This is a genomic window from Bradyrhizobium sediminis (assembly GCF_018736085.1).
Taxonomy (GTDB): Bacteria; Pseudomonadota; Alphaproteobacteria; order Rhizobiales; family Xanthobacteraceae; genus Bradyrhizobium; species Bradyrhizobium sediminis.
Genome location: NZ_CP076134.1, coordinates 2,491,502 through 2,516,083, shown reverse-complemented (window position 1 = coordinate 2,516,083; position 24,582 = coordinate 2,491,502). Strand labels below are relative to the sequence as shown.

At 63.6% G+C, this 24,582-nt stretch carries 35 protein-coding genes; 4 read left to right on the top strand and 31 right to left on the bottom strand.

Annotated features, from left to right (window positions below; all coding sequences use genetic code 11):
- Window positions 1-52: 52 nt before the first annotated feature.
- Window positions 53-1,246: an RluA family pseudouridine synthase gene (locus tag KMZ29_RS12080; protein ID WP_215623852.1), complete on the bottom strand. Its 1,194-nt coding sequence runs from the start codon at window positions 1,244-1,246 to the stop codon at window positions 53-55.
- Window positions 1,247-1,395: 149 nt separating this feature from the next.
- Between KMZ29_RS12080 and KMZ29_RS12075 the strand changes: the two genes are divergently transcribed.
- Window positions 1,396-2,319, top strand: coding sequence for an alpha/beta hydrolase (locus KMZ29_RS12075; protein ID WP_249779904.1), 924 nt, complete (start codon window positions 1,396-1,398; stop codon window positions 2,317-2,319).
- Between the two features lie 52 nt (window positions 2,320-2,371).
- On the opposite strand, the gene KMZ29_RS12070 is transcribed toward KMZ29_RS12075, so the two are convergent.
- From KMZ29_RS12070 to KMZ29_RS12060, 3 genes are all read right to left on the bottom strand, one after another.
- Complete coding sequence (locus tag KMZ29_RS12070; RefSeq protein WP_215623850.1) at window positions 2,372-3,700, bottom strand: replication-associated recombination protein A; 1,329 nt, start codon at window positions 3,698-3,700, stop codon at window positions 2,372-2,374.
- Window positions 3,697-5,088 carry a DegQ family serine endoprotease gene (locus KMZ29_RS12065; protein WP_369810128.1) on the bottom strand — a complete coding sequence of 464 codons (1,392 nt, stop codon included), beginning with the start codon at window positions 5,086-5,088 and terminating at the stop codon, window positions 3,697-3,699. The genes KMZ29_RS12070 and KMZ29_RS12065 overlap by 4 nt, the downstream gene beginning before the upstream one ends.
- A gap of 86 nt (window positions 5,089-5,174) precedes the next feature.
- Window positions 5,175-5,552, bottom strand: a complete 378-nt coding sequence (locus KMZ29_RS12060; protein ID WP_215623848.1) for a winged helix-turn-helix transcriptional regulator — start codon at window positions 5,550-5,552, stop codon at window positions 5,175-5,177.
- A 174-nt stretch (window positions 5,553-5,726) separates the two neighbouring features.
- Here KMZ29_RS12060 and KMZ29_RS12055 point away from each other — a divergent pair, with 174 nt between their 5' ends.
- Window positions 5,727-6,740 (top strand): zinc-binding alcohol dehydrogenase family protein, encoded by a 1,014-nt coding sequence (locus tag KMZ29_RS12055; protein ID WP_215623847.1) that lies wholly within the window; start codon window positions 5,727-5,729, stop codon window positions 6,738-6,740.
- Between the two features lie 98 nt (window positions 6,741-6,838).
- Here KMZ29_RS12055 and KMZ29_RS12050 read toward each other — a convergent pair whose 3' ends face one another.
- Window positions 6,839-7,348, bottom strand: coding sequence for a hypothetical protein (locus KMZ29_RS12050; protein WP_249779903.1), 510 nt, complete (start codon window positions 7,346-7,348; stop codon window positions 6,839-6,841).
- A 186-nt stretch (window positions 7,349-7,534) separates the two neighbouring features.
- Here KMZ29_RS12050 and KMZ29_RS12045 point away from each other — a divergent pair, with 186 nt between their 5' ends.
- Both KMZ29_RS12045 and KMZ29_RS12040 read left to right on the top strand, forming a co-directional pair.
- Window positions 7,535-8,512, top strand: coding sequence for a Bug family tripartite tricarboxylate transporter substrate binding protein (locus KMZ29_RS12045; protein ID WP_249779902.1), 978 nt, complete (start codon window positions 7,535-7,537; stop codon window positions 8,510-8,512).
- Between the two features lie 6 nt (window positions 8,513-8,518).
- Entirely contained in the window at window positions 8,519-10,012 is a 1,494-nt protein-coding gene (locus KMZ29_RS12040) for an amidase (RefSeq protein WP_215623846.1), read from the top strand.
- 58 nt (window positions 10,013-10,070) lie between these two features.
- On the opposite strand, the gene rplQ is transcribed toward KMZ29_RS12040, so the two are convergent.
- From rplQ to rplC, 26 genes are all read right to left on the bottom strand, one after another.
- Window positions 10,071-10,487, bottom strand: a complete 417-nt coding sequence (gene rplQ / locus KMZ29_RS12035; protein WP_215623845.1) for a 50S ribosomal protein L17 — start codon at window positions 10,485-10,487, stop codon at window positions 10,071-10,073.
- A 149-nt stretch (window positions 10,488-10,636) separates the two neighbouring features.
- Window positions 10,637-11,668 (bottom strand): DNA-directed RNA polymerase subunit alpha, encoded by a 1,032-nt coding sequence (locus KMZ29_RS12030; protein ID WP_215623844.1) that lies wholly within the window; start codon window positions 11,666-11,668, stop codon window positions 10,637-10,639.
- Window positions 11,669-11,766: 98 nt separating this feature from the next.
- The gene (gene rpsK, locus KMZ29_RS12025) at window positions 11,767-12,156 is read right to left on the bottom strand and encodes a 30S ribosomal protein S11 (RefSeq protein ID WP_072823637.1); all 390 of its coding nucleotides are present in this window, start codon (window positions 12,154-12,156) and stop codon (window positions 11,767-11,769) included.
- Between the two features lie 124 nt (window positions 12,157-12,280).
- Window positions 12,281-12,649, bottom strand: a complete 369-nt coding sequence (gene rpsM / locus KMZ29_RS12020; protein WP_215606226.1) for a 30S ribosomal protein S13 — start codon at window positions 12,647-12,649, stop codon at window positions 12,281-12,283.
- A 188-nt stretch (window positions 12,650-12,837) separates the two neighbouring features.
- Complete coding sequence (locus KMZ29_RS12015) at window positions 12,838-13,743, bottom strand: adenylate kinase (RefSeq protein ID WP_215623843.1); 906 nt, start codon at window positions 13,741-13,743, stop codon at window positions 12,838-12,840.
- A 111-nt stretch (window positions 13,744-13,854) separates the two neighbouring features.
- Complete coding sequence (gene secY / locus KMZ29_RS12010; protein ID WP_215606224.1) at window positions 13,855-15,186, bottom strand: preprotein translocase subunit SecY; 1,332 nt, start codon at window positions 15,184-15,186, stop codon at window positions 13,855-13,857.
- 150 nt (window positions 15,187-15,336) lie between these two features.
- Window positions 15,337-15,825, bottom strand: a complete 489-nt coding sequence (gene rplO / locus KMZ29_RS12005; RefSeq protein ID WP_215623842.1) for a 50S ribosomal protein L15 — start codon at window positions 15,823-15,825, stop codon at window positions 15,337-15,339.
- A 21-nt stretch (window positions 15,826-15,846) separates the two neighbouring features.
- Window positions 15,847-16,041, bottom strand: a complete 195-nt coding sequence (gene rpmD, locus KMZ29_RS12000; RefSeq protein ID WP_215612311.1) for a 50S ribosomal protein L30 — start codon at window positions 16,039-16,041, stop codon at window positions 15,847-15,849.
- Window positions 16,042-16,079: 38 nt separating this feature from the next.
- The gene (rpsE, locus tag KMZ29_RS11995) at window positions 16,080-16,652 is read right to left on the bottom strand and encodes a 30S ribosomal protein S5 (protein ID WP_029584548.1); all 573 of its coding nucleotides are present in this window, start codon (window positions 16,650-16,652) and stop codon (window positions 16,080-16,082) included.
- A gap of 76 nt (window positions 16,653-16,728) precedes the next feature.
- Entirely contained in the window at window positions 16,729-17,091 is a 363-nt protein-coding gene (gene rplR, locus KMZ29_RS11990) for a 50S ribosomal protein L18 (RefSeq protein ID WP_215606221.1), read from the bottom strand.
- A gap of 11 nt (window positions 17,092-17,102) precedes the next feature.
- Window positions 17,103-17,636: a 50S ribosomal protein L6 gene (rplF, locus tag KMZ29_RS11985; protein WP_215606220.1), complete on the bottom strand. Its 534-nt coding sequence runs from the start codon at window positions 17,634-17,636 to the stop codon at window positions 17,103-17,105.
- A 13-nt stretch (window positions 17,637-17,649) separates the two neighbouring features.
- The gene (gene rpsH, locus KMZ29_RS11980) at window positions 17,650-18,048 is read right to left on the bottom strand and encodes a 30S ribosomal protein S8 (protein ID WP_215606219.1); all 399 of its coding nucleotides are present in this window, start codon (window positions 18,046-18,048) and stop codon (window positions 17,650-17,652) included.
- Window positions 18,049-18,060: 12 nt separating this feature from the next.
- Window positions 18,061-18,366 (bottom strand): 30S ribosomal protein S14, encoded by a 306-nt coding sequence (gene rpsN, locus KMZ29_RS11975; RefSeq protein ID WP_215623841.1) that lies wholly within the window; start codon window positions 18,364-18,366, stop codon window positions 18,061-18,063.
- 43 nt (window positions 18,367-18,409) lie between these two features.
- On the bottom strand, window positions 18,410-18,967 hold the full coding sequence (gene rplE, locus KMZ29_RS11970; RefSeq protein ID WP_215623840.1) for a 50S ribosomal protein L5: 558 nt from the start codon (window positions 18,965-18,967) through the stop codon (window positions 18,410-18,412).
- Complete coding sequence (rplX, locus tag KMZ29_RS11965) at window positions 18,960-19,274, bottom strand: 50S ribosomal protein L24 (protein WP_215623839.1); 315 nt, start codon at window positions 19,272-19,274, stop codon at window positions 18,960-18,962. Before rplX ends, rplE begins: the two co-directional genes overlap by 8 nt.
- Complete coding sequence (rplN, locus tag KMZ29_RS11960; protein WP_011473865.1) at window positions 19,274-19,642, bottom strand: 50S ribosomal protein L14; 369 nt, start codon at window positions 19,640-19,642, stop codon at window positions 19,274-19,276. Before rplN ends, rplX begins: the two co-directional genes overlap by 1 nt.
- Before the next feature lie 78 nt (window positions 19,643-19,720).
- Window positions 19,721-19,969, bottom strand: coding sequence for a 30S ribosomal protein S17 (gene rpsQ, locus KMZ29_RS11955; RefSeq protein WP_215623838.1), 249 nt, complete (start codon window positions 19,967-19,969; stop codon window positions 19,721-19,723).
- A 9-nt stretch (window positions 19,970-19,978) separates the two neighbouring features.
- A complete protein-coding gene (rpmC, locus tag KMZ29_RS11950) occupies window positions 19,979-20,185 on the bottom strand; it encodes a 50S ribosomal protein L29 (RefSeq protein ID WP_215606215.1) in 207 nt (68 codons plus the stop codon).
- 11 nt (window positions 20,186-20,196) lie between these two features.
- Window positions 20,197-20,610 carry a 50S ribosomal protein L16 gene (gene rplP, locus KMZ29_RS11945; protein ID WP_074276043.1) on the bottom strand — a complete coding sequence of 138 codons (414 nt, stop codon included), beginning with the start codon at window positions 20,608-20,610 and terminating at the stop codon, window positions 20,197-20,199.
- A 31-nt stretch (window positions 20,611-20,641) separates the two neighbouring features.
- A complete protein-coding gene (gene rpsC / locus KMZ29_RS11940) occupies window positions 20,642-21,340 on the bottom strand; it encodes a 30S ribosomal protein S3 (RefSeq protein ID WP_215606214.1) in 699 nt (232 codons plus the stop codon).
- Window positions 21,341-21,357: 17 nt separating this feature from the next.
- The gene (gene rplV, locus KMZ29_RS11935) at window positions 21,358-21,744 is read right to left on the bottom strand and encodes a 50S ribosomal protein L22 (protein WP_215606213.1); all 387 of its coding nucleotides are present in this window, start codon (window positions 21,742-21,744) and stop codon (window positions 21,358-21,360) included.
- A 10-nt stretch (window positions 21,745-21,754) separates the two neighbouring features.
- Window positions 21,755-22,033 carry a 30S ribosomal protein S19 gene (gene rpsS, locus KMZ29_RS11930; protein ID WP_027536815.1) on the bottom strand — a complete coding sequence of 93 codons (279 nt, stop codon included), beginning with the start codon at window positions 22,031-22,033 and terminating at the stop codon, window positions 21,755-21,757.
- Between the two features lie 12 nt (window positions 22,034-22,045).
- Complete coding sequence (gene rplB / locus KMZ29_RS11925) at window positions 22,046-22,879, bottom strand: 50S ribosomal protein L2 (protein ID WP_215623837.1); 834 nt, start codon at window positions 22,877-22,879, stop codon at window positions 22,046-22,048.
- A gap of 12 nt (window positions 22,880-22,891) precedes the next feature.
- Window positions 22,892-23,191 (bottom strand): 50S ribosomal protein L23, encoded by a 300-nt coding sequence (locus KMZ29_RS11920; protein ID WP_215612317.1) that lies wholly within the window; start codon window positions 23,189-23,191, stop codon window positions 22,892-22,894.
- The gene (gene rplD, locus KMZ29_RS11915; protein WP_215612318.1) at window positions 23,188-23,808 is read right to left on the bottom strand and encodes a 50S ribosomal protein L4; all 621 of its coding nucleotides are present in this window, start codon (window positions 23,806-23,808) and stop codon (window positions 23,188-23,190) included. The genes KMZ29_RS11920 and rplD overlap by 4 nt, the downstream gene beginning before the upstream one ends.
- A 1-nt stretch (window position 23,809) precedes the next feature.
- On the bottom strand, window positions 23,810-24,532 hold the full coding sequence (gene rplC, locus KMZ29_RS11910; protein WP_215623836.1) for a 50S ribosomal protein L3: 723 nt from the start codon (window positions 24,530-24,532) through the stop codon (window positions 23,810-23,812).
- Window positions 24,533-24,582 lie beyond the last annotated feature (50 nt).

Sequence of the window (24,582 nt, the reverse complement as noted above, 5' to 3'; positions counted from 1 at the left end):
GCGAGGGTATGTCGTGATCCCCTCCCGCAACCGCAAGGAGATCGTACCTGAACTATTCTTCAGGCGCGTTCTCGATCGGATCGAAGCGGTCGGCTTCCAGGCCGAGCAGGTTCCATGATTGCAGCATGTGCGGCGGCAGCGGCGCGGTCACGTCGATCATTCCGCCGCGCGGGTGCGGAATCACGATCCGCCGCGCCAGCAAATGCAGCCGCTTCTGCAGTCCGCCCGGCAGCTCCCAGTTTTCCTTGTTGAAATATTTGGGATCGCCGACGATGGCGTGGCCGATATGGGCCATGTGCGCGCGCAACTGATGGGTCCGCCCGGTGACCGGCTTCAGCGATACCCAGGCGAGCTTCTGCGCCGAGGTCTCCACCACAGCGTAGTAGGTCACGGCGTGGCTGGCGCCCTCGTCGCCATGGGCGGCGATGCGCATGATGGTATCGTCCTCGCCCTCGTCCTTGGCGAGATAGGTCGAGATGCGGCCCTGCTTCGGCTTCGGCACGCCTGCAACCAGCGCCCAGTAGATCTTGCGCGCCGAGCGATGACGGAACGATCCGGTCAGCGCGGTCGCCGCGAAGCGCGTCTTCGCGATCAGCAGGCAGCCGGCGGTTTCCTTGTCGAGCCGGTGCACCAGCCGCGGCTTCTGCCCCTTGGCATCGCGCATCACTTCCAGCATCTGGTCGATGTGCCGCGTGGTGCCGGAACCGCCCTGCACTGCCAGCCCCGCGGGCTTGTTCAGCACCATGACGTCGGCGTCCTCATAGAGGATCATGTCCTTGAGGGCTTGAAGCGTCTTCGCCCCCGCCTCGGAGAGGTTTCCCGCAACCTTCGGCGCATCGAGCTTGAGCGGCGGAATGCGGACGCTCTGGCCCTCCTCCAGCCGGTCCTTGCTGTCGGCGCGCTTGCCGTTGACGCGCAACTCGCCTTTGCGGACGATGCGCTGAATGTGGGAGAACGACAGGCCGGGAAAGCGCGCTTCCAGGAAGCGGTCGACGCGCATGTTGTTCTCGTCGGCCGTCACCACCACGGTCTGCACCTTGGTGGGCAACGGCGGCGGCTCAGGGACAATTTTCGCAGGCTCGGGAATGAACGGCGCCGGCTTCGCCGCGCGCGGGGCCGGAAAACGCGCCGGCGGTTTGCCGCCCGGACGATGCGCCGGCCGCTCGGCCTGCGAGCCCCGGTAGGGACGCGCGCCCTTGGGGCGATCGCCCGCCGGACGAAGAGGTTTCTTGACGCGACGGCTCATATTGCTGCGGCTCCGGATGAAGCCGTTGGGTAGCGCAAAAGCAGCGAATCGTCACGGTGAATCGGTACAAATCCGCCGCAGGATCGGTCATGCTAGGGCAAACGACCAGGAAACGTGGGGCAGTCCGGATGGCAGTATCAAGAGCGGCCTTGACCGTCGTTGCGACCATGTTCGCGGGCGTGGCCTTGGCGCAGCAAAGCCCGATGCCGGAGGATCTGGCCTGGAAGCTGCTGGAACTTGGCCGCGTCATCGACCCGCCGAAGACCGTCGCGCTCTATGCGCCGCTGCAGGAAAAGGAGCCGTATTACGGTGTCAAGGTCGAGCGCGACGTCAAATACGGTCCGGCCGATCGTAACCTGCTCGATATCTTCGTGCCGGAGACGGTGGCATCGGCCCGGCCGGTGCTGATCTTCGTCCATGGCGGCGCCTACGTGGGCGGCAACAAGCGGACGACACCGACCAGCCCGTTCTATGACAACATCATGCTGTGGGCGGCGAAGAACGGATTTGTCGGCGTCAACGTCAGCTATCGCCTCGCGCCGCTGCACCCCTGGCCGGCGGGCGCCGAGGATCTCGCCACCGCGGTTCAATGGATCTCGGACAAGATCGGCGAGCGTGGCGGCGATCCCGGGCGGATCTATCTGATGGGACACTCCGCCGGCGCGGTTCACGTCGCGAGCTATGTATCGCATCCCGAATTTCACAAGGTGAAGGGCGGCGGCCTGGCCGGCGCGATCATGGTCTCAGGCATCTACGACGTGACAGCGACGCCGCTCGCCGATTCCGGGCGCGCCTACTTCGGCGCCGATCCCGCGCGCTACGCCGAACGATCCTCGCTGTCGGGCTTAGCGACAACCAACATCCCGCTGATGCTGGCTGTCGCCGAACTGGACCCCTCCGGCTTTGTGCTGCAATTCGATCTGGCAAAGCAAGCGACGTGCAAGCGCGCGAGCGGATGCGCCCGTGCTTTGCTGGTTCCGCAGCACAGCCACATGTCGGAGGTGTATTCGATCAACACCAAGGACACGCGGCTGACCGGTGAGATTCTGGATTTCGTGAAGGCGGGGAAATAAGCGGTCTAACAACCGTCATTGCGAGCGCAGCGAACACTGACCGAAAGATGATCTAGCCGCGCTCCCTGCGCAGCTTCGCCCAGTAATCCAGCCGCTTCCTGATCTCGCGCTCGAAGCCGCGATCGGGCGGATCGTAAAAAGTCTGGCGGCCCAGCGCTTCCGGGAAATAGTCCTGACCGGAAAATGCGTCGGGGGCGTCGTGATCGTATTGGTAGCCGCCGCCATAGCCTTCCGACTTCATCAGTTTGGTCGGCGAGTTCAGGATGTGCTTCGGCGGCAGCAATGAGCCGCCCTCTTTCGCCACCTGCATCGCCGCGCCAAAGGCTTTGTAGGCGGCGTTGGATTTCGGCGCAGTGGCGAGATAGATCACGGCCTGCGCGATCGCGAGTTCGCCTTCGGGAGACCCGAGGAAATCATAGGCGTCCTTGGCGGCGTTGCAGATCGCCAGCGCCTGCGGATCGGCAAGACCGATGTCCTCGACCGCCATGCGGACCACGCGGCGGGCCAGGAACAGCGGGTCCTCGCCGGCGTCCAGCATACGCGCGAGATAATAGAGCGCTGCGTCCGGATCGGAGCCACGCACGGATTTATGCAGCGCCGAGATCAGGTTGTAATGGCCGTCGGCGGACTTGTCGTAGATCGGCGCACGGCGCTGCAGGACGTCCTGCAGCGCTGCCGCATTGAATATCTCGCCCTCGCGCGCAGAGCGCCAGACCTCTTCGGCTAATGTCAGCGCGGCGCGGCCGTCGCCGTCGGCCATCCGCGCCAGCACCGCACGCGCTTCCGCGTCGAGCGGCAGTTTCCTGCCCTCGATGTTCTCGGCATGGGCGAACAGTTTTTCGATCGCGGCGGCATCGAGCGAATGGAACACCAGCACGCGCGCCCGCGACAGCAGAGCGGCGTTGAGTTCGAACGAGGGATTTTCGGTAGTCGCGCCGACCAGCACCACGGTGCCGTCTTCCATGACAGGCAGAAAGGAATCCTGCTGCGCGCGGTTGAAGCGGTGCACCTCGTCGACGAACAACAGCGTGCCCTTGCCCATCTCGCGCCGGGCCCGCGCCGCGTCGAATACCTTCTTGAGATCGGCGACGCCGGAAAACACCGCGGAAATCTGCTCGAAGTGCAGTTCGGTGGCATCGGCCAACAGCCGCGCCACCGTGGTCTTGCCGGTGCCCGGCGGGCCCCAGAAGATCAGCGAACCCAGCGTGCGCGTCGCCAGCATCCGCGTCAGCGCGCCGTCGGGGCCGAGGATATGGTCCTGTCCGACCACGTCCGACAGCGTACGCGGCCGCAGCCGGTCCGGGAGCGGACGCGGCGCATCCTGCTCCATTCCTGCGGCAGCGAACAGGTTGGTAGCTTCGTGTGGTCGCTTCGGGCTCATCCGCCGAGCGTGACGTTGATCTGCTGGCCGCCCCGTACCACGGTGATGCGCCAGATTCGCGCGGTCTCGCGCGTGGCCTTTTCGAGATCGCCTGTCCTGGTGATCTTCTGGTTGTTGACCCCAAGGATGATGTCGCCCTTCTGGAAACCGACGCTGGCGGCGGTGCTGCCTTCCGCCAGTTCCGTCACCACGACGCCCTTGGTGTCCGCGTCAATGCGCAACTCGTCGGCCACCGCCGGCGATATGTTCGCAACCTTCGCGCCCTGGAACGGCGAGCGCGATGTCAAAACGATCTCGTCGCGCCCGGTGTCGGGCGCGGTTTCCAGCGGGACGGTCAGCTTGACCGTCTTGCCGGCGCGCTGCACGTCGATCTGCGAGCTGCCGCCGAGCGGCCGGGTGGCGAAGCGGTAATCGAAGCCATTGGGATCGTCGACGGCATGACCGTCGATCGCGACGATCAGGTCGGACAGTCTCAATCCGGCCCGTGCCGCCGGGCTGCTGGCGGTGACATTGGCGACCAGCGCGCCGGAGGGAACGCGAAGCCCGAGCGTCTCGGCGATTTCAGGCGTCACCGCCTGCAATCGCGCGCCGAGCCATGGCCGCTTGACGGCCTTGCCGCCGCTCTTGGCGGAGGCGACCACGACGCGCACCATGTTGGCGGGGATCGCAAAACCGATGCCCTGCGATCCGCCGGAGCGCGAGAAGATCGCGGTGTTGACGCCGGCGAGCCTGCCGGTCATGTCGACCAGCGCGCCGCCGGAATTGCCGGGGTTGATCGCGGCATCGGTCTGAATGAAGAACTGGTAGTCGGTGATGCCGACCTGCGTGCGCGCCAGCGCCGAAATGATGCCGTGGGTGACGGTCTGCCCGACGCCGAACGGATTGCCGATCGCCAGCACGACGTCGCCGACCAGCAATTCATCCGAATTGGCAAAATCGAGCGTCGGGAATTTTTCCTTGCCATCCTTGATCCGCAGCACCGCCAGATCGGTGCGGCTGTCCTTGAGCACGATCTCGGCCTCGAATTCGCGCTTGTCGGACAGCGAAATCTTGACCTGATCGGCGCCTTCGATGACGTGGTTGTTGGTCACCACCAGGCCGGACGGATCCACCATCACGCCGGATCCCAGCGAGCGCTGCATCTGTTCCGGCTGCTGGCCGGGCACGCCGAAGAAGCGGCGGAAGATCGGATCGTCGAGCAGCGGATTGCGGTTCTGCACCACCTTGGCGGCATAGACGTTGACCACAGCGGGCTGCACGCGTTGCACGATCGGCGCGTAGGAGAGTTTCAACTCCGCGGGGGAAGTCGGCACGCGGCGGTCCTGTGCCAGCGACGGCGTGGCCACCAACGCGGAAAAGCAGATCACGGCCAGGGAGCGTAGAAACATCATGCGGGAAGATCCTGAAATTCGTCGCCCCAGATATAGCCGCGGGGCAAGTGCGAGAGAAGGGAACGGACCGACAAATGGCCGCCTTATGCGGCGCGATCAGGGACTTCGGCGGCGTCCGAAGCCGGCGCGCAGGACAGCCTTTCCTGGTGGCCTTCGCCCCACGCCTTCAAGGTGTCGATGACCGGACGCAGGCTCTCGCCGATCTCCGAGAGCCGGTATTCCACCCGCGGCGGCACCTCGGCATAGACCGTGCGGACCACCAGACCGTCGTCCTCGAGCGCCCGTAGCTGCTTGGTCAGCATGCGCTGGGTAATGCCGGGCATCCGCCGCCGCAACTCGCCGAAGCGCTGGGTGCCGCCCTGCAGGTGATAAAGGATGACGCCCTTCCATTTGCCGTCGATCAGATCGAGCGTCGCTTCGACCGCGCAGCCAGGCCGGTGGGCAAAATTCCGCCGTTTCATGGGATTTTTCCAATAGTATCCAAACAGGGACTATATGCCCGTATTTACAGTACTTGCCAAAATTGCGCCAGACCGACAATGAGGTCCCGGAGCGTTTTCAAGCGAAGTGGGAACCGGTTCGCGTGAAGAAAACGCGTCAAATCGAGAGAGCCTTCAAGACCGGAGACAACAGGCATGAAAGCCGTCGGATACCAGAAGTCGCTGCCCATCGAAGACCCCAGTTCATTGATCGATTTCGAGACCGCCAAGCCCGAGCCAAAGGGCCGCGACATCCGGGTCGCCGTGAAGGCGATTTCGGCCAATCCGGTGGATTACAAGGTGCGCAAGCGCGCAGCACCCCCGGCGGGCGAAACCAAGATTTTGGGCTATGACGCCGCCGGGATCGTGGACGCCACAGGTCCCGACGTCACGCTGTTCAAGCCGGGTGACGAAGTGTTCTACGCCGGATCGATCCAGCGCCAGGGCACCAATTCGGAATTCCACCTGGTCGACGAGCGCATCGTCGGCCGGAAGCCAAAGACGCTGTCGTTCGCGCAAGCCGCCGCCCTCCCCTTGACCTCGATCACGGCGTGGGAATTGCTGTTCGACCGCCTCGACGCCGTGCCCGGCAAGAGCCTCGATCCGCGCACGCTCTTGATCACCGGCGGCGCCGGCGGTGTCGGCTCGATCCTGATCCAGCTCGCCCGCCGCCTCACCGGCCTGACCGTCGTGGCCACCGCGACCCGGCCCGAATCGCAACAATGGTGCCTCGACCTCGGCGCCCATGCGGTGATCGATCACGCCGGGCCGATGAAGGAGCAGATTGAAAAACTCAAAGTGCCGCCGGTCGGCCTCGTCGCCAGCCTCACCTTCACCGACCAGCACTACAAGGCGATCGCGGATTTCATGGCGCCGCAGGGCAAGTTCGGCCTGATCGACGATCCCCCGGAATTCACCGTCAGCGCCTTCAAGGGCAAGGCGATCTCGATCCACTGGGAATCGATGTTCACGCGCTCCTCGTTCCAGACCCCTGACATGATCGCCCAGCACAACCTGCTGAACGACGTCGCCGACCTCATCGACAAGGGCGTGCTGCGCACCACGCTGGACCAGACGTTCGGCACCATCAACGCCGCGAATCTGAAGCGCGCGCACGCGCTGCTGGAATCGGGCAAGTCACGCGGCAAGATCGTGCTGGAGGGGTGGTAGGCGTTCGACCACAAAAGGTGGGCAAAGGCGCGTATGCGCCGTGCCCACCATCCAGCGGCGTACCTCAATTGGTGGACCGTCAGCCCTTGCGCCGAACTCTATTTCTTCATCTGAGCCGCCGTTTGCAGCGCATTCCAGTTAAATTTCTCGGCGAGCTGCACTGCTTCGTCTTCGGTGACGCCCTCATAGGCAATGCTGAACATGGCGTCTTTGCTGAGCGCCACCATCAGCGCGCCCGACTTGTCCTTGGTGTTGAAGGTCTTCAAGACAGGCATGCCGCGTATGGTGGCCGTGATCATGTGACCTTCGGTGGTCTGCAAGTTCACCCCTGTTTGGATCGGCGCCAGCGCGCCTTCAGCCGCCTGCCCGACTACGACAGAGGCATGAACCTGCGCCGGGCCGCGCTCGTAGTCGCGGGTCGCGGTGGTCATGCTGGCATCCGACATTTGCATCGACATGCCCTCTGGCTTTTTGCCCTGCCAGCCCGCGAGATCAACCAGAAGTGGCAGGAAGCGCTGAAAGGGCTGATCGGCCAGCACAGCCGAATGTGGCCAGTGCATGAAAAGGATCAAAAAAGCAGCAGAGATCGCGTGCCGTAGCTTAAACATTGTTCACCTCCACAAATTCTGACGCGCGCCACCATAGCTTTGCCGTCGCGGCGCGGGAAGGGCAGCCTCTTGATCGGGAAGTCGATTCAAGTGACCATGTCTTCATGGATCGCGTACGGTGACGGCTGTCGCTGTAACCCCGGCGCGAATCATCGGTCAACACGGAAGATGGGGATACTTGTCGGCATGATGCGGATGTTTTTGGCGGCCACCATTGTGTCGGCCTGCATGACTGCCAGCACCTCGATCGCCGTGGCGCAAGGCAGCTACCCCGAAAAGCAGTTGCAGCTGATCGTGCCCTACCCGCCCGGCGGGGCCGCCGACGTCATCGGCCGCATCATTGCCGGCGAACTGGAGGCGCGGCTCGGCAAGCCCGTGATCGTCATGAACCGCCCCGGCGGCGGCACCACCATCGGCGCGCGCGAAGCCGCCAACGCGGCGCCGGACGGCTACACGCTGTTCTTCAGCTCGAATTCCACCTTCACCCTGCAGAATGCGGCGAAGGAAACCGTGCCCTTCGACAGCGCCAGGGACTTCGAGCCGATCGCCCAGGTCGGCACGCTCGCCATGGTGCTGGTGACCCATCGCGACACCCCGGTCAAGGACGTGCCGGCGCTGGTGGCCGCCGCCAAGGCCAATCCCGACAAGCTGTCGCTGGCCTCCTTCGGGGTGGCGACCATCTCGCATTTTGCCGGCGAGCTCTTCAAATCCAGTGCCGGCATCAAGATGGTGCATCTACCCTACAAGGGCAGCGCGCCGGCGATGAACGACCTGATCGGCAAGCATATCGAGTATCATGTGGATACCGTGATCGCGGTCAAGCCGCAGGCCGAAGCCGGCGCGGTTCGCCCGCTCGCCATCTTCTCCGCCAAACGCTCGGCATTCCTTCCCGACGTTCCGACGCTGGCCGAGCTCGGCTATCCTAAGGTCGACCTCGTCTCCTGGGGCACCGTCGTCGTGCCGAAGGGAACGCCCGCCGCCTTCCGCGACAGATTGGCCGCGACACTCGAAGAGGCCATCGCCAACCCGGCGGTCGCCGAGCGCTTCAAGAAGGTCGGGTTCGAACCGGCTTTCAAGCGTTATACGGACTGGCCGGGCTTCATCGGCAAGGAGATCGCCGAGATGAAGGCGCTGGCCCAGGCCGCCGGCATCAAGGAAGAATAGCCTGCCATGACCGAGCCGTGCGATCTGCCCGCAACAACCGCGCGGGTCTTGATCGGCGAGCGCAAGCTTTCGCCAGTCGAACTGATGGACAGTTGCATCGCCCGTATCGAGGCGGTCGATCACGCCGTCAACGCCATCATCGCGCGCTCGTTCGAGACCGCGCGCGAGACGGCGCGGCAGAGCGAGGCCGCCGTCATGCGCGGCGACGAGCTCGGCGCCCTGCACGGATTGCCGCTCGTCGTGAAGGACCTGATCGACGCGAGGGGACTGCCGACGAGCTTCGGCAGCGTGCTGTTCGCCGACAACATCGCCAAGGAGGACGAGGCGATCGTGGCGATGCTGAAGCGCTCCGGCGCGATCGTGGTCGGCAAGACCAACGTCCCCGAATGGGGCGCTGGCGGCAACACCCGCAACGCGCTGCATGGCGCGACCGGCAATCCGTTCGACCCCGACCGCTCTGCCGCCGGCTCCTCCGGCGGATCGGCGGTGGCGCTCGCGACTGGCATGGTGCCGCTTGCGACCGGTTCGGACACCGGCGGATCGGTGCGAAACCCTGCCGCGTTCTGCGGCGTGGTCGGTTTTCGGCCCTCCCCCGGCCTGATCGCGAGCAACAGCCGCAACATGGCCTGGCTGCAGATCTCGCAGCTTGGGCCGATGGCGCGAACCGTGTCCGATGCGTGTCTGATGCTGTCCTGCATGCTGGACCGTGACGGGCGCGATCCCTTGTCGGCGATCCTGCATGCCGGCGGCTCGCCCGACGCTGCGACCTATCGCGATCCGCAGCGGATCGATCTGGCCGCCTTGCGCATCGCTGCGACCACTGACTTTGGGTTCGCGCCGACCGAGCGTGCGACTGCCGAGACGTTCAGGAGGAAGCTTGCTAGCTTCGGTTCGGCGTTCCGCGCGGTTGAATGGGCGCACCCGGATTGCAGCAACGCCGATGAAGTGTTCCGCATCCTGCGCGCCGTCGCCTTCCTCGGACGGCACCGGGAGCTCGCGGAAAAATTCCCGGACAAAGTCGGCCCCAATATCCGCGACAACGTCGCCGAGGGGCTCGGCTATTCCGCAGCTGACGTGGCGCGCGCGCTGTCGATGCAGACCGACATGTATCGCCGCTGGCAAGCCTTCTTCGGCGCGCACGATTTCGTGCTGGCACCGGCGGTCACGATCAGCCCGCGGCCGTGGTCGGAGCTTTATCCAGCCGAGATCGACGGCGTGAAGACGAAAAGCTATTTCCACTGGCTAGCGCTGGCCTATGCCGTCACCAACGTGGGGCATCCCGTGGTCGCGATCCCCGCGGGGCGCGACGGCGCCGGACTGCCGTTCGGCATCCAGGTCATCGGCCCCCGCGGCGGCGATCTCGCCACGCTTGCGGTCGCGCGCGAGATCGAGGCGCTGCTCGCCGCCAATCCCGAAACCGCCCGCCCCGTTCCCGACATCGCCTGGCTGCAGCGCCGGCCGCCGATCGCGGGCAAGCCGGGCTTTAAGGATTTCGACTGAGGCAACAAAAAAAGCGATGCCGGATGGCACCGCTTTTTCAATTTCGCTTCAGGAGATCTTACGCCGCTTCGGCGGACTTCTCCTGCACCGGGCCGGAATCGAGGCCCTTGGCATCGACGTCGCGGTCGACGAATTCGATCACGGCCATCGCCGCGTTGTCGCCGTAGCGGAAGCCGGCCTTGATGATGCGGGTGTAGCCGCCCTGGCGGTCCTTGTAGCGGGTGGCCAGCACGTCGAACAGCTTCTTGACCTGATCCTGGTCGCGCATCTCCGAGATCGCCTGACGGCGCATGGCGAGACCGCCCTTCTTGCCGAGCGTGACCAGCTTCTCGACGATCGGACGCAGTTCCTTCGCCTTCGGCAGCGTGGTGACGATCTGCTCGTGCTTGATCAGTGCCGCGCACATGTTGGCGAACATTGCACGCCGATGCTCAGCGGTGCGGTTGAGCTTCCGATGAACCTTGCCGTGACGCATGTTAAATTCCTTTGTGCTTGTTCTGTCGCGACGGCTCGTCGGACAATTTGCTCAGGTGGGCCGCCTGCGTTCGCCCTGGGTAGCGAGTAGCGAATAGTAAGTAGCGAATGGTTTCTCTTTCTATTCGCTATTCGCCACTCCCTATTCGCTCAATAGTGATCCTCGAAGCGCTTGGCCAGCTCGTCGATATTCTCCGGCGGCCAGCCCGGCACTTCCATGCCGAGATGCAGGCCCATCTGGGCCAGCACTTCCTTGATCTCGTTCAGCGACTTGCGGCCGAAGTTCGGGGTACGGAGCATCTCCGCTTCCGACTTCTGCACGAGGTCACCGATGTAGACGATGTTGTCGTTCTTCAGGCAGTTCGCCGAACGCACCGACAGTTCGAGTTCGTCGACCTTCTTGAGGAACGCCGGGTTGAAGGCGAGATCGGGAATGATCTCCTGCGCCACTTCCTTGCGCGGCTCTTCGAAGTTCACGAACACGTTGAGCTGATCCTGCAGGATGCGTGCGGCATAGGCCACCGCGTCGTCAGGCGTGATCGCGCCGTTGGTCTCGATGGTCATGGTCAGCTTGTCGTAGTCGAGGATCTGGCCCTCGCGGGTGTTCTCGACCTTGTAGGAGACCTTGCGCACGGGTGAGAACAGGCTGTCGACCGGGATCAGGCCGATCGGTGCGTCCTCGGGACGGTTGCGCTCGGCGGCGACGTAGCCCTTGCCGGCCGCGACGGTGAATTCCATGCGGATTTCCGCGCCCTCGTCCAGCGTGCAGATCTGCAGGTCGGGATTGAGCACCACGACGTCGCCGACGGTCTGGATGTCGCCGGCGGTGACCACGCCCGGCCCCTGCTTCTTCACGACCATACGCTTGGGACCTTCGCCCTGCATCTTGATCGAGATGTCCTTGATGTTGAGCACGATGTCGGTGACGTCCTCGCGAACGCCCGCGATCGAGGAGAACTCGTGCAGCACGCCGTCGATGTGCACCGACTGCACGGCTGAGCCCTGCAGCGAGGACAACAGGATGCGGCGCAGCGCATTACCGAGGGTCTGACCGAAGCCGCGCTCGAGCGGCTCGGCGACCAGCGTCGCAAAACGGTTCGAGTCGGTGCCCGGGGTCACGTGGAGCTTGTTCGGCCGGATAAGTTCTTGCCAATTTTTCTGGATCGTCACTGTGTCACCCATGCCATCTGAAGTACTGGCGTTGGAGATCGCGGATCTGTCCGCGTCATGTACATCGCAAGTTCATCGCGGGCGGCCGTGCCGCCCGCGGTCGTAAAAAATCAGACGCGCCGGCGCTTGCGCGGACGGCAGCCATTGTGCGGGATCGTGGTCACGTCGCGGATCGAGGTGACGGTGAAGCCCGCGGCCTGCAGCGCGCGAAGCGCCGATTCGCGGCCCGAACCCGGACCGGCGACCTCGACCTCCAGCGTGCGCATGCCGTGTTCCTGCGCCTTCTTGGAGACGTCTTCCGCCGCGACCTGTGCGGCGTAAGGGGTCGACTTGCGCGAACCTTTGAAGCCCATCGTGCCGGCCGACGACCAGGCAATGGTGTTGCCCTGCGCATCGGTGATGGTGATGGTCGTGTTATTGAACGACGAGTTCACGTGCGCGACACCAGATGCAATGTTCTTGCGCTCACGGCGGCGTACGCGGGTGGCATCCTTGCCCATTTCAGAACCTTTCTTACGATCTCAACGCCGCCGTAATGCCAGCGGCTACACCTGAAAAAATGCGAGTAGCGAATAGGGAGTAGCGAATAGAACTACTCGCTACTCCCTATTCGCCATTCGCCTCTTACTTCTTCTTGCCGGCGATCGACTTGGCCGGACCCTTGCGCGTGCGCGCATTGGTGTGGGTGCGCTGGCCGCGCACCGGCAAGCCGCGGCGATGACGCAGGCCGCGATAGCAGCCGAGATCCATCAGCCGCTTGATGTTCATGCCGGTCTCGCGACGCAGATCGCCCTCGACCATATAGTCGCGGTCGATCACTTCACGGATCTGCAGCACCTCCTGATCGCTCAGCTGATTGACGCGGCGATCATTCGGGATCTTCACCTTCTCCATGATGTCGGCGGCATTCTTCTGGCCGATGCCATGGATGTACTGGAGCGCGATCAAGACGCGCTTGTTGGTCGGGATATTCACGCCGGCAATACGGGCCACGGACTTCTCTCCTGTCGCCGATCCCTTCGCGGGAATACGGCTCGTGTTTTTCGCTATCTCGGGCAGGTGTCCGCAAACGCGAACACGACGCCCTTCCCCTCGGGTATCTCGGGGCCCGGCATCGTCTGAAAACTATCCGACTGGATGCGGGCTTATTAAAGGATTCAACTTCGTTTCGTCAACCGTCTCTATGCTTTAGCTCGCTTTTTCGTGACCTTTTTAGCAGTTTTCCTGGTCTTGCCGACGGCGCGGGCTCGGGAACCCGCAAGCGCCTTCCGGGCCGACTTTTTGGCCCCCTTGGAGGCCTTGCGGGAGCCCTTGGCGGCCTTTTTGGCGGTCTTTTTAGCCGTCCTAGTCCCCTTGGCTGCCTTTTTGGCGGTTTTTCCGGCGGCCGGCTTGGCCGCTTTCTTGGCCGTTTTCTTGGCGACCATGCCGGGGCCGGCCTTCTTGGCCAGTTTGGCGGTCCGCTTGGCGCCCGCCTTCTTCGCGGCCTTGGCCTCCTCCACCGCCCCGATCGCGGACAGGATTCGGTCGATCTCGAGAGTGACGGCCTCGATGGTCATCATGCCGTCGACCGTCAGCAGCTTGCGCCGCTCGGAGTAATAGTGAATCAGCGGCTCCGTCTGTGAACGGTAGCTCGCCAGCCGATTGGTCAGCACCTCCGGGGTATCGTCGGCCCGGACGTCCTCGCCGCGCGCGCGCATCTCTGCGACCCGGGTCTCGACCCGCTGCAGCAGCGCGCTTTCGTTGACGCGCAGCTCGATCACGGCGTCGAGCTTGATGCGCTTCTTCTTCAGGAGCTCGTCGAGCGCTTCAGCCTGCGGCACAGTGCGCGGAAAGCCGTCGAGAATGAAGCCTTTTGCCGCATCCGGCTGATCCAGCCGGTCGGAAATGATCCCGACCACGATCTCATCCGGCACCAGGCCGCCGGCGGCCATGATGTGCTGAGCCTTGACGCCGACCGGCGTCTGCGCCGCCACCGCGGCGCGCAGCATTTCGCCGGTGGAGAGTTGCACGATGCCGTAGCGGGCAACCAGCCGCTGGGCCTGTGTCCCCTTGCCAGATCCCGGCGGCCCGAGAAGAATCAGTCTCATCCTTATTCGCCCCCCGGCATGGTGAGCGGTTGACCGCGCACCCTCATCAAATCCAGACCATCGCTACCCCGATCAGCGCCGGCTAGGTATTGCGGCGCGTCAATTCGGGTGTCAGCGGCGGCGCCCTCGCAACTTCGACTTCCTGATCAGCCCCTCATACTGGTGGGCTAGCAGATAACCCTGAACCTGCGCCACCGTATCCATGGTCACGCTGACCACGATCAACAGCGACGTGCCGCCGAAATAGAACGGCACCGAGGCGTAGGAAATCAGAATTTCGGGAATCAAACAGACGATCGCGAGATAGGCGGCACCGAGCACCGTGATGCGCGACAGCACATAGTCGATGTATTCGGCGGTGCGTTCGCCCGGCCGGATGCCCGGAATGAAGCCGCCATGCTTCTTGAGATTGTCGGCGGTCTCGGTCGGGTTGAATACGATCGCGGTGTAGAAGAACGCGAAGAACACGATCATCGCCAGATAGAGGAACAGGAACAGCGGACGACCATGGCTCAACTGCGTGTTCAGCCACTGAAACCATTCCGGCCCCTTGCCGGCATTGAAGTTGGCAACCGTGGTCGGCAGCAGCAGCAGCGAGGAAGCGAAGATCGGCGGAATCACGCCTGAGGTATTTAGCTTGAGCGGCAGATGCGAGGACTGGCCCTCGAACATCTTGTTGCCGACCTGGCGCTTCGGATACTGGATCAATAGCCGGCGCTGCGCGCGTTCCATGAACACGATGAAGGCGATCACGGCGACCGCCATCACGATGACGACCAGGATGAGGCCCGTGGACAGCGCGCCCTGGCGTCCCAACTCCAGCATGCTGGCGAGCGCCGATGGCAGCTCGGCGACGATGCCGGCGAGAATGATCAGCGAGATGCCGTTGCCGATGCCGCGCGAGGTGATCTGTTCGCCGAGCCACATCAGGAACATGGTGCCGCCGGTCAAAGTGACCGAGGTCGAGATCAGAAAGAACAGGCCGGGTTCGGCGACGACATTGCCGGCGCCCTGAAGCCCGATGGCGATGCCGTAGGACTGGAACGCGGCGAGAATCACCGTGAGATAGCGGGTGTACTGGTTCAGCGTCTTGCGGCCGGCCTCGCCTTCCTTCTTCAGCGCCTCGAGCTGCGGCGATACCGTGGTCAAAAGCTGAATGATGATCGAGGCCGAAATGTACGGCATGATGTTCAGCGCGAAGATCGCCATGCGGTTGATACCGCCGCCGGCGAACATGTTGAACATGCCGAGAATGCCGCCGGCCTGCGATTTGAACACCTGGTCCCAGATGTTGGGATCGATGCCGGGCAGCGGAAGATAGGTACCGAGCCGATAAACAAGCAGCGCACCCAGTGTGAACCAGATGCGCTTTTTCAGTTCTTCGGCTTTACCGAGCGCCGAGAAATTCAGGTTTGCCGCAAGTTGTTCCGCTGCTGAGACCATGTTTGGCTTTCTCCCGCGCCCCTTGCGCCGTGGTCCCTCCGAAGGCGGGACATTGCGCAGGCGCCGGACATTAATTTGGTGCTCGGCCCTCGAAAAATCTACCGTCTCGGCATGCCGGACCGCCCGCTTGCGCTGGCGATGACGCAGATGTTACGCCGCCTCGCCTTCATCCTTCTTTGCCGGCGCCAGGATTTTCACCGTGCCGCCCGCTTTCTCGACCGCCGCGACGGCGGATTTCGAAGCGCCGTGAACCTCGATATTCAACTTGGCCTTGAGTTCACCGCGGCCGAGCAGCCGCACGCCGTCTTTGGGGCGCCGCACGACCTTGGCCTTGACCAGCGATTCGACGTTGATGGTGTCCTTGGCGTCGATCAGCTTGGCGTCGATCGCCTCCTGGAGCCGGTCGAGGTTGATCTCGGCGAAATCGAGCCGGAAGATGTTGTTGAAGCCGCGCTTCGGCAGGCGCCGGTGCAGCGGCATCTGGCCACCTTCGAAGCCCTTGATGCGCACGCCCGAACGCGCGGTCTGGCCTTTGCCGCCGCGGCCCGAGGTCTTGCCCTTGCCTGAACCGATGCCACGGCCGACGCGCATGCGCTTCTTGCGCGAGCCGGCGTTGTCGGCGATATCGCTGAGCTTCATCGCCCTGTCTCCTTGCCTGTCTTACTTCTCGCCGACGATGCGGACGAGATGTTGAACCTTGGTGATCATGCCGCGAACTTCAGGGGTATCCTGCAGCTCGGCAACCCGGCCGATCTTGTTGAGCTTGAGGCCGATCAGCGTCGAACGCTGCGAGTGATGGCGGCGGATCGCGCTGCCGGTCTGCTCGACCTTGATCGTCTTTGCGGCCTTGGCCATCGTCTTAACTCCGAAAGGCGCGTGATGCGCGCGTGTTGTTATTCGGCGACCGCTTCAGCGTCGCCGCCGACACGGCGGGACTGCAGCGTGGACACCTTGATGTTGCGGCGGGCCGCAACCGAGCGCGGCGAATCCTGATGCTTCAGCGCGTCGAAGGTGGCGCGAACCATGTTGTAGGGATTCGACGAGCCGATCGACTTCGCCACCACGTCCTGGATGCCGAGAGTTTCGAACACCGCACGCATCGGACCACCCGCGATGATGCCGGTACCAGCCGGCGCCGCGCGCAGGTAGACCCGGCCCGCACCGTGACGGCCGGCGATGTCGTGATGCAGCGTGCGGCCCTCGCGCAATGCGACGCGCGTCAGGTTGCGCTTGGCCGACTCGGTCGCCTTGCGGATCGCCTCGGGAACTTCGCGCGCCTTGCCGTGGCCGAATCCGACCCGGCCCTTCTGGTCGCCGATCACGACCAGCGCCGCAAAGCCGAAGCGCTTGCCGCCCTTGACGACCTTCGCCACACGATTGATGTGGACGAGCTTGTCGACGAACTCGCTGTCGCGTTCTTCCCGGCCGCCCCTGTGGCCGCCACCGCGTTCGCGTTCACCTGCCATGGTGTTTTTCCGATCCTTAAAAGACTTGCCTTGAGAGGCTCCCGCCCCTGTCCGTTCGTCCGTTCAATTCCAAACCTTAGAAGCTCAAGCCGCTTTCACGCGCCGCATCCGCAAGCGCTTTGACGCGGCCGTGATAGAGGTAACCGCCGCGGTCGAACACCACTTCGGTGACGCCGTTCTTCACCGCGCGTTCCGCCAGCAGCTTGCCGACGGCCTTCGCCGCGTCGATGTTGGCGCCGGTGTTGCCGGTCTCGCGCATCGCCTTCTCCAGCGAAGACGCCGAGGCCAGCGTCTCGCCCTTCAGGTCGTCGATGACCTGGGCGTAGATGTGCTTCGACGAACGGAACACCGACAGCCGCGGGCGGCCGTTGGCGGTCCGGCGCAACGACAGCCGCACGCGCTTCTTGCGCCGGTCGTTCGTGATCTTGAGTCTCGACATGGCCGGCTCCGTTACTTCTTCTTGCCTTCCTTGCGGAAGATAAATTCGTCGGAATATTTCACGCCCTTGCCCTTGTAGGGCTCCGGCGGACGATAGCTGCGAATCTCGGCGGCGACCTGGCCGACGCGCTGGGAATCGTTGCCGGCGACGATGATCTCGGTCGGCTTCGGCACCGTGATCGCGATGCCTTCCGGGATCGCGTAGACCACGTCGTGGCTGTAGCCGAGCGCAAGCTGCAGGTTCTTGCCCTGCAGCGCAGCGCGATAACCGACGCCGGTGATCTCGAGCTTCTTCTCGAAGCCCTTGGTGACACCTTCGACCAGGTTCGCGACCTGGGCGCGCGCGGTGCCGTACAGGGCCTGCGCGCGGTTGGTCTTGAACCGCGGCGCGACCTTGACTGCGCCGTTTTCGAACTTCACCTCGACGTCGTCGTGCACGACGAACTGAAGCTGGCCCTTCGGCCCCTTCATCTTGACGGTCTGCCCTTCGACGTTCGCCGTCACACCGGACGGGATCGTTACAGGCCGCTTGCCAACACGTGACATGGCTGATCCTTCCTCAGAACACCGTGAAGAGAACTTCGCCGCCCACATTCGCGTCGCGCGCGTCGTGGTCAGCCATGATTCCCTTCGGTGTCGATAACACGGAAATGCCGAGACCGTTGTTCACGCGCGGCAGGTTCTTGACCGAGGCGTAAACGCGCCGCCCCGGCTTCGATACCCGCTCGATCTCGCGAATGACCGGCTCGCCGTCGAAATACTTCAGCTCGATCTCGAGCTCGCTGCGGCCGCTGGCATGCTCGACGCTGGCGTAGCCGCGGATGTAACCCTCGGTCTTCAGCACCTCGAGCACGTTGGCGCGCATCTTCGAGCCCGGGGTCGAGACCTTGGGCTTGGCGCGCATCTGGGCGTTGCGGATGCGAGTGATGAGATCGCTGATGGGATCGTGCGTTGACATGTCCGATCCTCCTTACCAGCTCGACTTCACGAGCCCGGGAACCAGGCCCTTGGAGCCGAGTTCACGCAGCGCGATGCGGGAAAGCTTGTTCTTGCGATAGTTCGAGCGCGGACGCCCGGTGATTTCGCAGCGGTTGCGGATGCGGGTCGCAGACGAATTGCGCGGCATCTCGGCGAGCTTCAGCGTCGCCGCGAACCGCTCTTCCATCGGCTTGCTCTTGTCCGCGATAATGGCCTTGAGCTTCGCGCGGCGGGGCGCGGCGTTCTTGGTCATCCGCTTGCGGTGGTTGTTCTTCTCGATCGAACTCTTCTTTGCCATGCTTGGCTCCTGGGTTTCCGCGTTTGAGAGGCTTGTCAGCGTCTCACTGCCGGAACGGGAAATTGAATGCGGTCAACAAGGCACGTGCTTCGTCGTCGGTGCTCGCCGTGGTGCATACGGTGACGTCCATGCCCCATGTTTCCCCCATCTTGTCGAAGTCGATTTCGGGGAAAATGATGTGTTCCTTGATGCCGAGCGAATAGTTGCCGCGGCCGTCGAAGCTCTTCGGGTTGAGGCCGCGGAAGTCGCGCACGCGCGGCAGCGCCACGTTGATCAGGCGGTCGATGAACTCATACATCTTGGCCTTGCGCAGCGTGACCTTGGCGCCGATCGGCTGGTTCTCGCGCAGCTTGAAGGTCGCGATCGCGACCCGCGAATAGGTCACGACCGGCTTCTGGCCGGCGATCAGCGCGAGGTCGGCCGCAGCTAGCTCGGCCTTCTTGCGGTCATTGACCGCCTCGCCGACGCCCATGTTGAGCACGACCTTGTCCAGGCGCGGCACCTGCATGACGTTGGCATAGCCGAACTGCTCGGTCAGCTTGCCGCGGATGCTCTTGTCGTATTCCGCGCGCAGGCGCGGGATGTATGCGGTCTCAGCCATCGATCTCTGCTCCCGAGCTCTTGGCAATACGTACCTTCTTGCCATCGGCCTGAATCTTGAAGCCCACGCGCGTCGGCTTGCCGTCCTTGCCGACGATCGCGATGTTGGACAGGTGGATCGGCGCCTCCTTCGAGATGATGCCGCCCTCCTGCGCCTGGGTCTGCTTCTGGTGACGCTTCACGAGGTTGATCCCGCGGACCAGCGCCTTGTTGGCGTCAGGACGCACCTCGAACACCTCGCCGGTACGACCCTTGTCGCGGCCGGTCAGCACGATGACCTTGTCACCCTTCCGGATCTTGGCAGCCATCACAGCACCTCCGGCGCAAGCGAAATGATCTTCATGTGGTTCTTGGCACGCAGTTCGCGCGGCACGGGCCCGAAGATACGGGTGCCGACCGGCTCCGACTGATTGTTGATCAGCACGGCGGCGTTGCGGTCGAAGCGGATGACCGAGCCGTCGGCGCGGCGAATGTCCTTGCGGACCCGCACCACCACGGCCTTCATGACGTCGCCCTTCTTCACCTTGCCGCGCGGAATCGCTTCCTTGATCGACACGACAATAACGTCGCCCACGGTGGCATAGCGGCGCTTGGAGCCCCCAAGCACCTTGATGCACATGACACGGCGTGCGCCTGAATTATCGGCCACGTCGAGGTTGGTCTGCATCTGAATCATTGATGCACCTCGTCCTCTTTCTGATGCGCTTATAAGCGCTTAAAATTTTCCTGAAGTCTTTCGGCTAAGCCGTTGACCTCAGGCCGTTTTCTTCTGTTCGCCCCGGACCACGGTCCAGCGCTTCAACTTCGAGATCGGCTTGCTCTCCTCGATCCACACCAAGTCGCCAGGCTTGAACTCGTTGTTCTCGTCGTGCGCGTGATAGTTTTTCGAGCGGCGGATCGTCTTCTTGTAGATCGGGTGGGTGAAGCGGCGATCGACGCGCACCACAACCGTCTTGGCTTGCTTGTCGCTGACGACCACGCCCTGAAGTGTACGTTTCGGCATGTCGGCCCCTTACTTCTTCGCGTCGCGCTTCTGCGCGGCGATGGTCTTGATGCGGGCGATGTCGCGGCGGGCTTCACGCAGCCGCGAGGTGTTCTCCAGCTGCCCGGTGGCGCGCTGGAAGCGCAGGTTGAAGCGCTCCTTCTTCAGATTGAGGACGGCGTCGTCCATCTGATCGGCGCTCATTGCGCGGATATCGGCGGTTTTCATCTCGGCCATGGCCAGCGTCCTTACTCCGCAATGCGCGCGACGAAGCGCGTCTTGATCGGCAACTTGGCGGCGGCAAGCGACAGCGCTTCCTTGGCGGTCTGCACGTTCACGCCGTCGATCTCGAAAATCACGCGGCCGGGCTTGACCCGCGCCACCCACAATTCCGGGGTACCCTTGCCGGAGCCCATGCGGACTTCGGCAGGCTTCTTCGACACCGGCAGGTCCGGGAAGATGCGGATCCAGACGCGGCCGGCGCGCTTCATGTGACGGGTCAGCGCGCGGCGCGCGGCTTCGATCTGGCGGGCGGTGAGGCGCTCGGGCGCCATCGCCTTCAGGCCGAACTGACCGAACGACAACGTCGCGCCCGAAGTCGCAACGCCGTGGATACGGCCCTTATGCGCCTTCCGGAACTTCGTTTTCTTTGGTTGCATCATGGCTTACGCCCTCAAACCTTCTCTGTTTCGCTCAGGCAGCGTCGCGACGCGGCCGCGAAGTGTCGCCTTCGGCCATCTTCTTGTCCTGGGCCATCGGATCGTGCTCGAGGATTTCGCCCTTGAAGATCCAGACCTTGACGCCGCAGGTGCCGAACGTGGTGAACGCGGTCGCCACCCCGTAATCGATGTCGGCGCGCAGCGTGTGCAGCGGCACGCGGCCCTCACGATACCATTCCATGCGCGCGATTTCGGCGCCGCCGAGACGGCCCGAGCAGTTGATACGAATGCCCTCGGCCCCGAGACGCATCGCCGACTGCACTGCGCGCTTCATGGCGCGGCGGAACGCGACGCGGCGCTCGAGCTGCTGCGCAATCGATTCGGCCACCAGCGTGGCGTCGAGCTCCGGCTTGCGGATTTCGACGATGTTGATGACGACGTCGGAGGCGGTGATGTCGGCAACCCGCTTGCGCAGCTTGTCGATGTCGGCGCCCTTCTTGCCGATCACGACGCCGGGACGCGCCGAGTGAATCGTCACGCGGCACTTCTTGTGCGGACGCTCGATCACGATCCTGGCGACCGCCGCCTGCTTGAGCTCCTTGTGCAGGATCTCGCGGATTTTCACATCCTCGTGCAGCAGCTTGCCGTATTCGTTCTTGCCGGCGAACCAACGGGAATCCCACGTCCGGTTGATGCCGAGACGAAGTCCGATTGGATTGATTTTTTGACCCATCGTTGTCTCCTGCGCTTTTAGGCGCTAGCCTCGGCCTCGACCTGACGAACGACGATCGTCAGCTGCGAGAACGGTTTGAATATACGGCCCGAGCGGCCACGGCCGCGCGGTGCGAAACGCTTCATCACGATGCCGTTGCCGACATGCGCCTCGGCGACGATCAGATCGTCGACTTCGAGATCGTGGTTGTTCTCGGCGTTGGCGATCGCCGATTCCAGGCACTTCTTGACGTCGACCGCGATCCGCTTGCGCGAGAACTGCAGGTCGGCGAGCGCAGCCGAAGCCTTCCGGCCGCGGATCAATTGCGCGACCAGGTTGAGCTTCTGCGGGCTCACCCGCAGCATTCGGGCGATTGCCTTGGCCTCGTTATCCGGGAGGCTCCGTTCGCGCTTAGGTTTGCTCATCGCTCAATCCTCAAGCCTTCTTGGCTTTCTTGTCGCCAGAATGGCCGTGGAAGGTCCGGGTCGGCGAGAACTCGCCGAACTTGTGGCCCACCATTTCCTCGTTGACCGATACCGGCACATGCTTCTGGCCGTTGTAGACGCCGAACACCAGGCCGACGAACTGCGGCAGGATGGTCGAGCGGCGGCTCCAGATCTTGATCACGTCATGACGGCCGGACGCGCGAGCGGCATCTGCTTTCTTGAGCAGAGAGCCTTCGACGAACGGGCCTTTCCAGACTGAACGAACCATGTCCGGCGTTCCTTACTTCTTCCGCTTGTGGCGGCTGATGAGAATGAATCTGTTGGTCGACTTGTTGGTGCGGGTCTTCTTGCCCTTGGTCGGCTTGCCCCACGGGGTCACCGGGTGACGGCCGCCCGAGGTGCGGCCTTCACCGCCGCCATGCGGATGGTCGACCGGGTTCATGGAGACACCGCGGTTGTGCGGCTTGCGTCCGAGCCAGCGGTTGCGACCGGCCTTGCCGATCGAGATGTTCATGTGGTCCGGATTCGACACTGCGCCGATGGTGCCGGTGCAGCGGCCGTGAACCAGGCGCTGTTCGCCCGAATTGAGGCGGACGATCACGTAATCATGGTCGCGGCCGACGAGCTGCGCATAGGTGCCGGCCGAACGGGCGATCTGGCCGCCCTTGCCGATCTTCAGTTCGACATTGTGGACGATGGTGCCGATCGGCATGTTGCCGAGCGGCATGACATTGCCCGGCTTCACGTCGACATAATTGCCGGCGATCACGGTGTCGCCGACTGCCAGGCGCTGCGGGGCCAGGATGTAGGACTGGGTGCCGTCGGTGTACTTCAAGAGCGCGATGAAGGCGGTGCGGTTCGGATCGTATTCCAACCGCTCGACCGTCGCCGGCATGTCGACCTTGGTGCGCTTGAAGTCGACGATGCGATAGGACTGCTTGTGGCCGCCGCCGCGGAAACGCACGACCATGCGGCCGGTGTTGTTGCGGCCGCCCGAGGACTGCTTGCCCTCGGTCAGAGCCTTGACCGGCTTGCCCTTGTAGAGCGCCGAACGATCGACCATCACCAGCTGGCGCTGGCCCGGCGTCGTGGGGTTGAATTTTTTCAATGCCATCGTCGTATCGCCTTATAGCCCGGTGGTGACGTCGATGCGGTGGCCCTCTTCGAGGGTCACGATCGCGCGCTTCACGTCCGACTGCGAACCGAAGGTGCCGCGGAAGACCTTGGTCTTGCCCTTGCGCACCAGCGTGTTCACGCTCTTGACCTTGACGTCGAACAGCTTCTCGACGGCTTCCTTGATTTGCGGCTTGGTCGCCTTGGCCGCGACCTTGAACACCACCTTGTTGTGCTCGGACGCCATGGTCGCCTTTTCGGTCACGACCGGCGAGACGATGATGTCGTAGTGGCGCGGATCGATATTCTTCATTTGAAGCGCGCCTCCAACGCATCGAGCGCCGCCTTGGTCAGCACCAGCTTTTGACGACGCAGAATGTCATAGACGTTGATGCCCTGGACCGGCAGCACGTCGATGTTCGGAATGTTGCGGGCGGCGATGGCGAATCCGTCATGAACCTGGGCGCCGTCGATGATCAGCGCATTGGTCAGGCCGAGACCCGAGAAATGCCCGATCAGCGCCTTGGTCTTGGCGGCCTCCAGCGTCGCCGATTCGATCACGATCAGGCCGCCGTCCTTGGCCTTGGCCGACAGCGCATGCTTGAGCGCGAGCGCGCGAACCTTCTTCGGCAGGTCGGTGGCGTGGGAACGAACCACCGGACCGAAGGCACGACCGCCGCCGCGGAACTGCGGCACGCGGGCCGAGCCGTGACGGGCACCGCCGGTGCCCTTCTGCTTGTACATCTTCTTGCCGGTGCGCCAGACGTCGGCGCGGCCCTGGGCCTTGTGGGTGCCGGCCTGCCGCTTGTTGAGCTGCCACTGCACACAGCGCTGGATGATGTCCTTGCGCGGCTCGAGACCGAAGATCTCGTCCGACAGCTGAACCGAACCAGCCGCCTTGCCTTCAAGCGTTGTGACTTTCAATTCCATCTCACACGCCCTCCTGCTCGGCCGGCGCTTCCGCAGCCTGCTCGCCGCCCACGACCTTGAACTTGCCGGGCTTCGGAGCATCCTTCGGCAGCGGCTTCTTCACGGCATCGCGCACCGCGATCCATCCGCCCTTGGAGCCGGGAACGGCGCCCTCGACGAGGATCAGGCCGCGCTCGACGTCGGTCTGCACAACGCGCAGATTAAGCGTAGTGATACGATCGACGCCCATGTGGCCGGGCATCTTCTTGTTCTTGAAGGTCTTGCCGGGATCCTGGCGTCCGCCGGTCGAACCGATCGAACGATGCGAAACCGAGACACCGTGGGTGGCGCGCAAGCCGCCGAAATTCCAGCGCTTCATGCCGCCGGCGAAACCCTTGCCGACCGAGGTGCCGGTGACGTCGACGAACTGGCCGACCACGAAATGGTCCGCCTGAATCTCGGCGCCGACCGGGATCAGCGCGTCCTGCGACACGCGGAACTCGGTGACTTTTCGCTTGGGCTCGACCTTGGCGACCGCGAACTGGCCGCGCTCCGCCTTCGGCAGATAGACCGTCTTGCGGGTGCCCGAGCCGAGCTGCAACGCGACATAACCGTTCTTCTCGGTCGTGCGGTGGCCCAACACCTGGCAGTTGCCCAGCTTCAGCACGGTCACAGGGATATGTTCGCCGGTCTCCGTAAAGACCCGCGTCATCCCGACCTTTTGTGCGATCACTCCGGAGCGCATCGGCGTGCTTCCTGTTCTTTCTGTCCGCTAACTTCGGACGGGATCCAAAA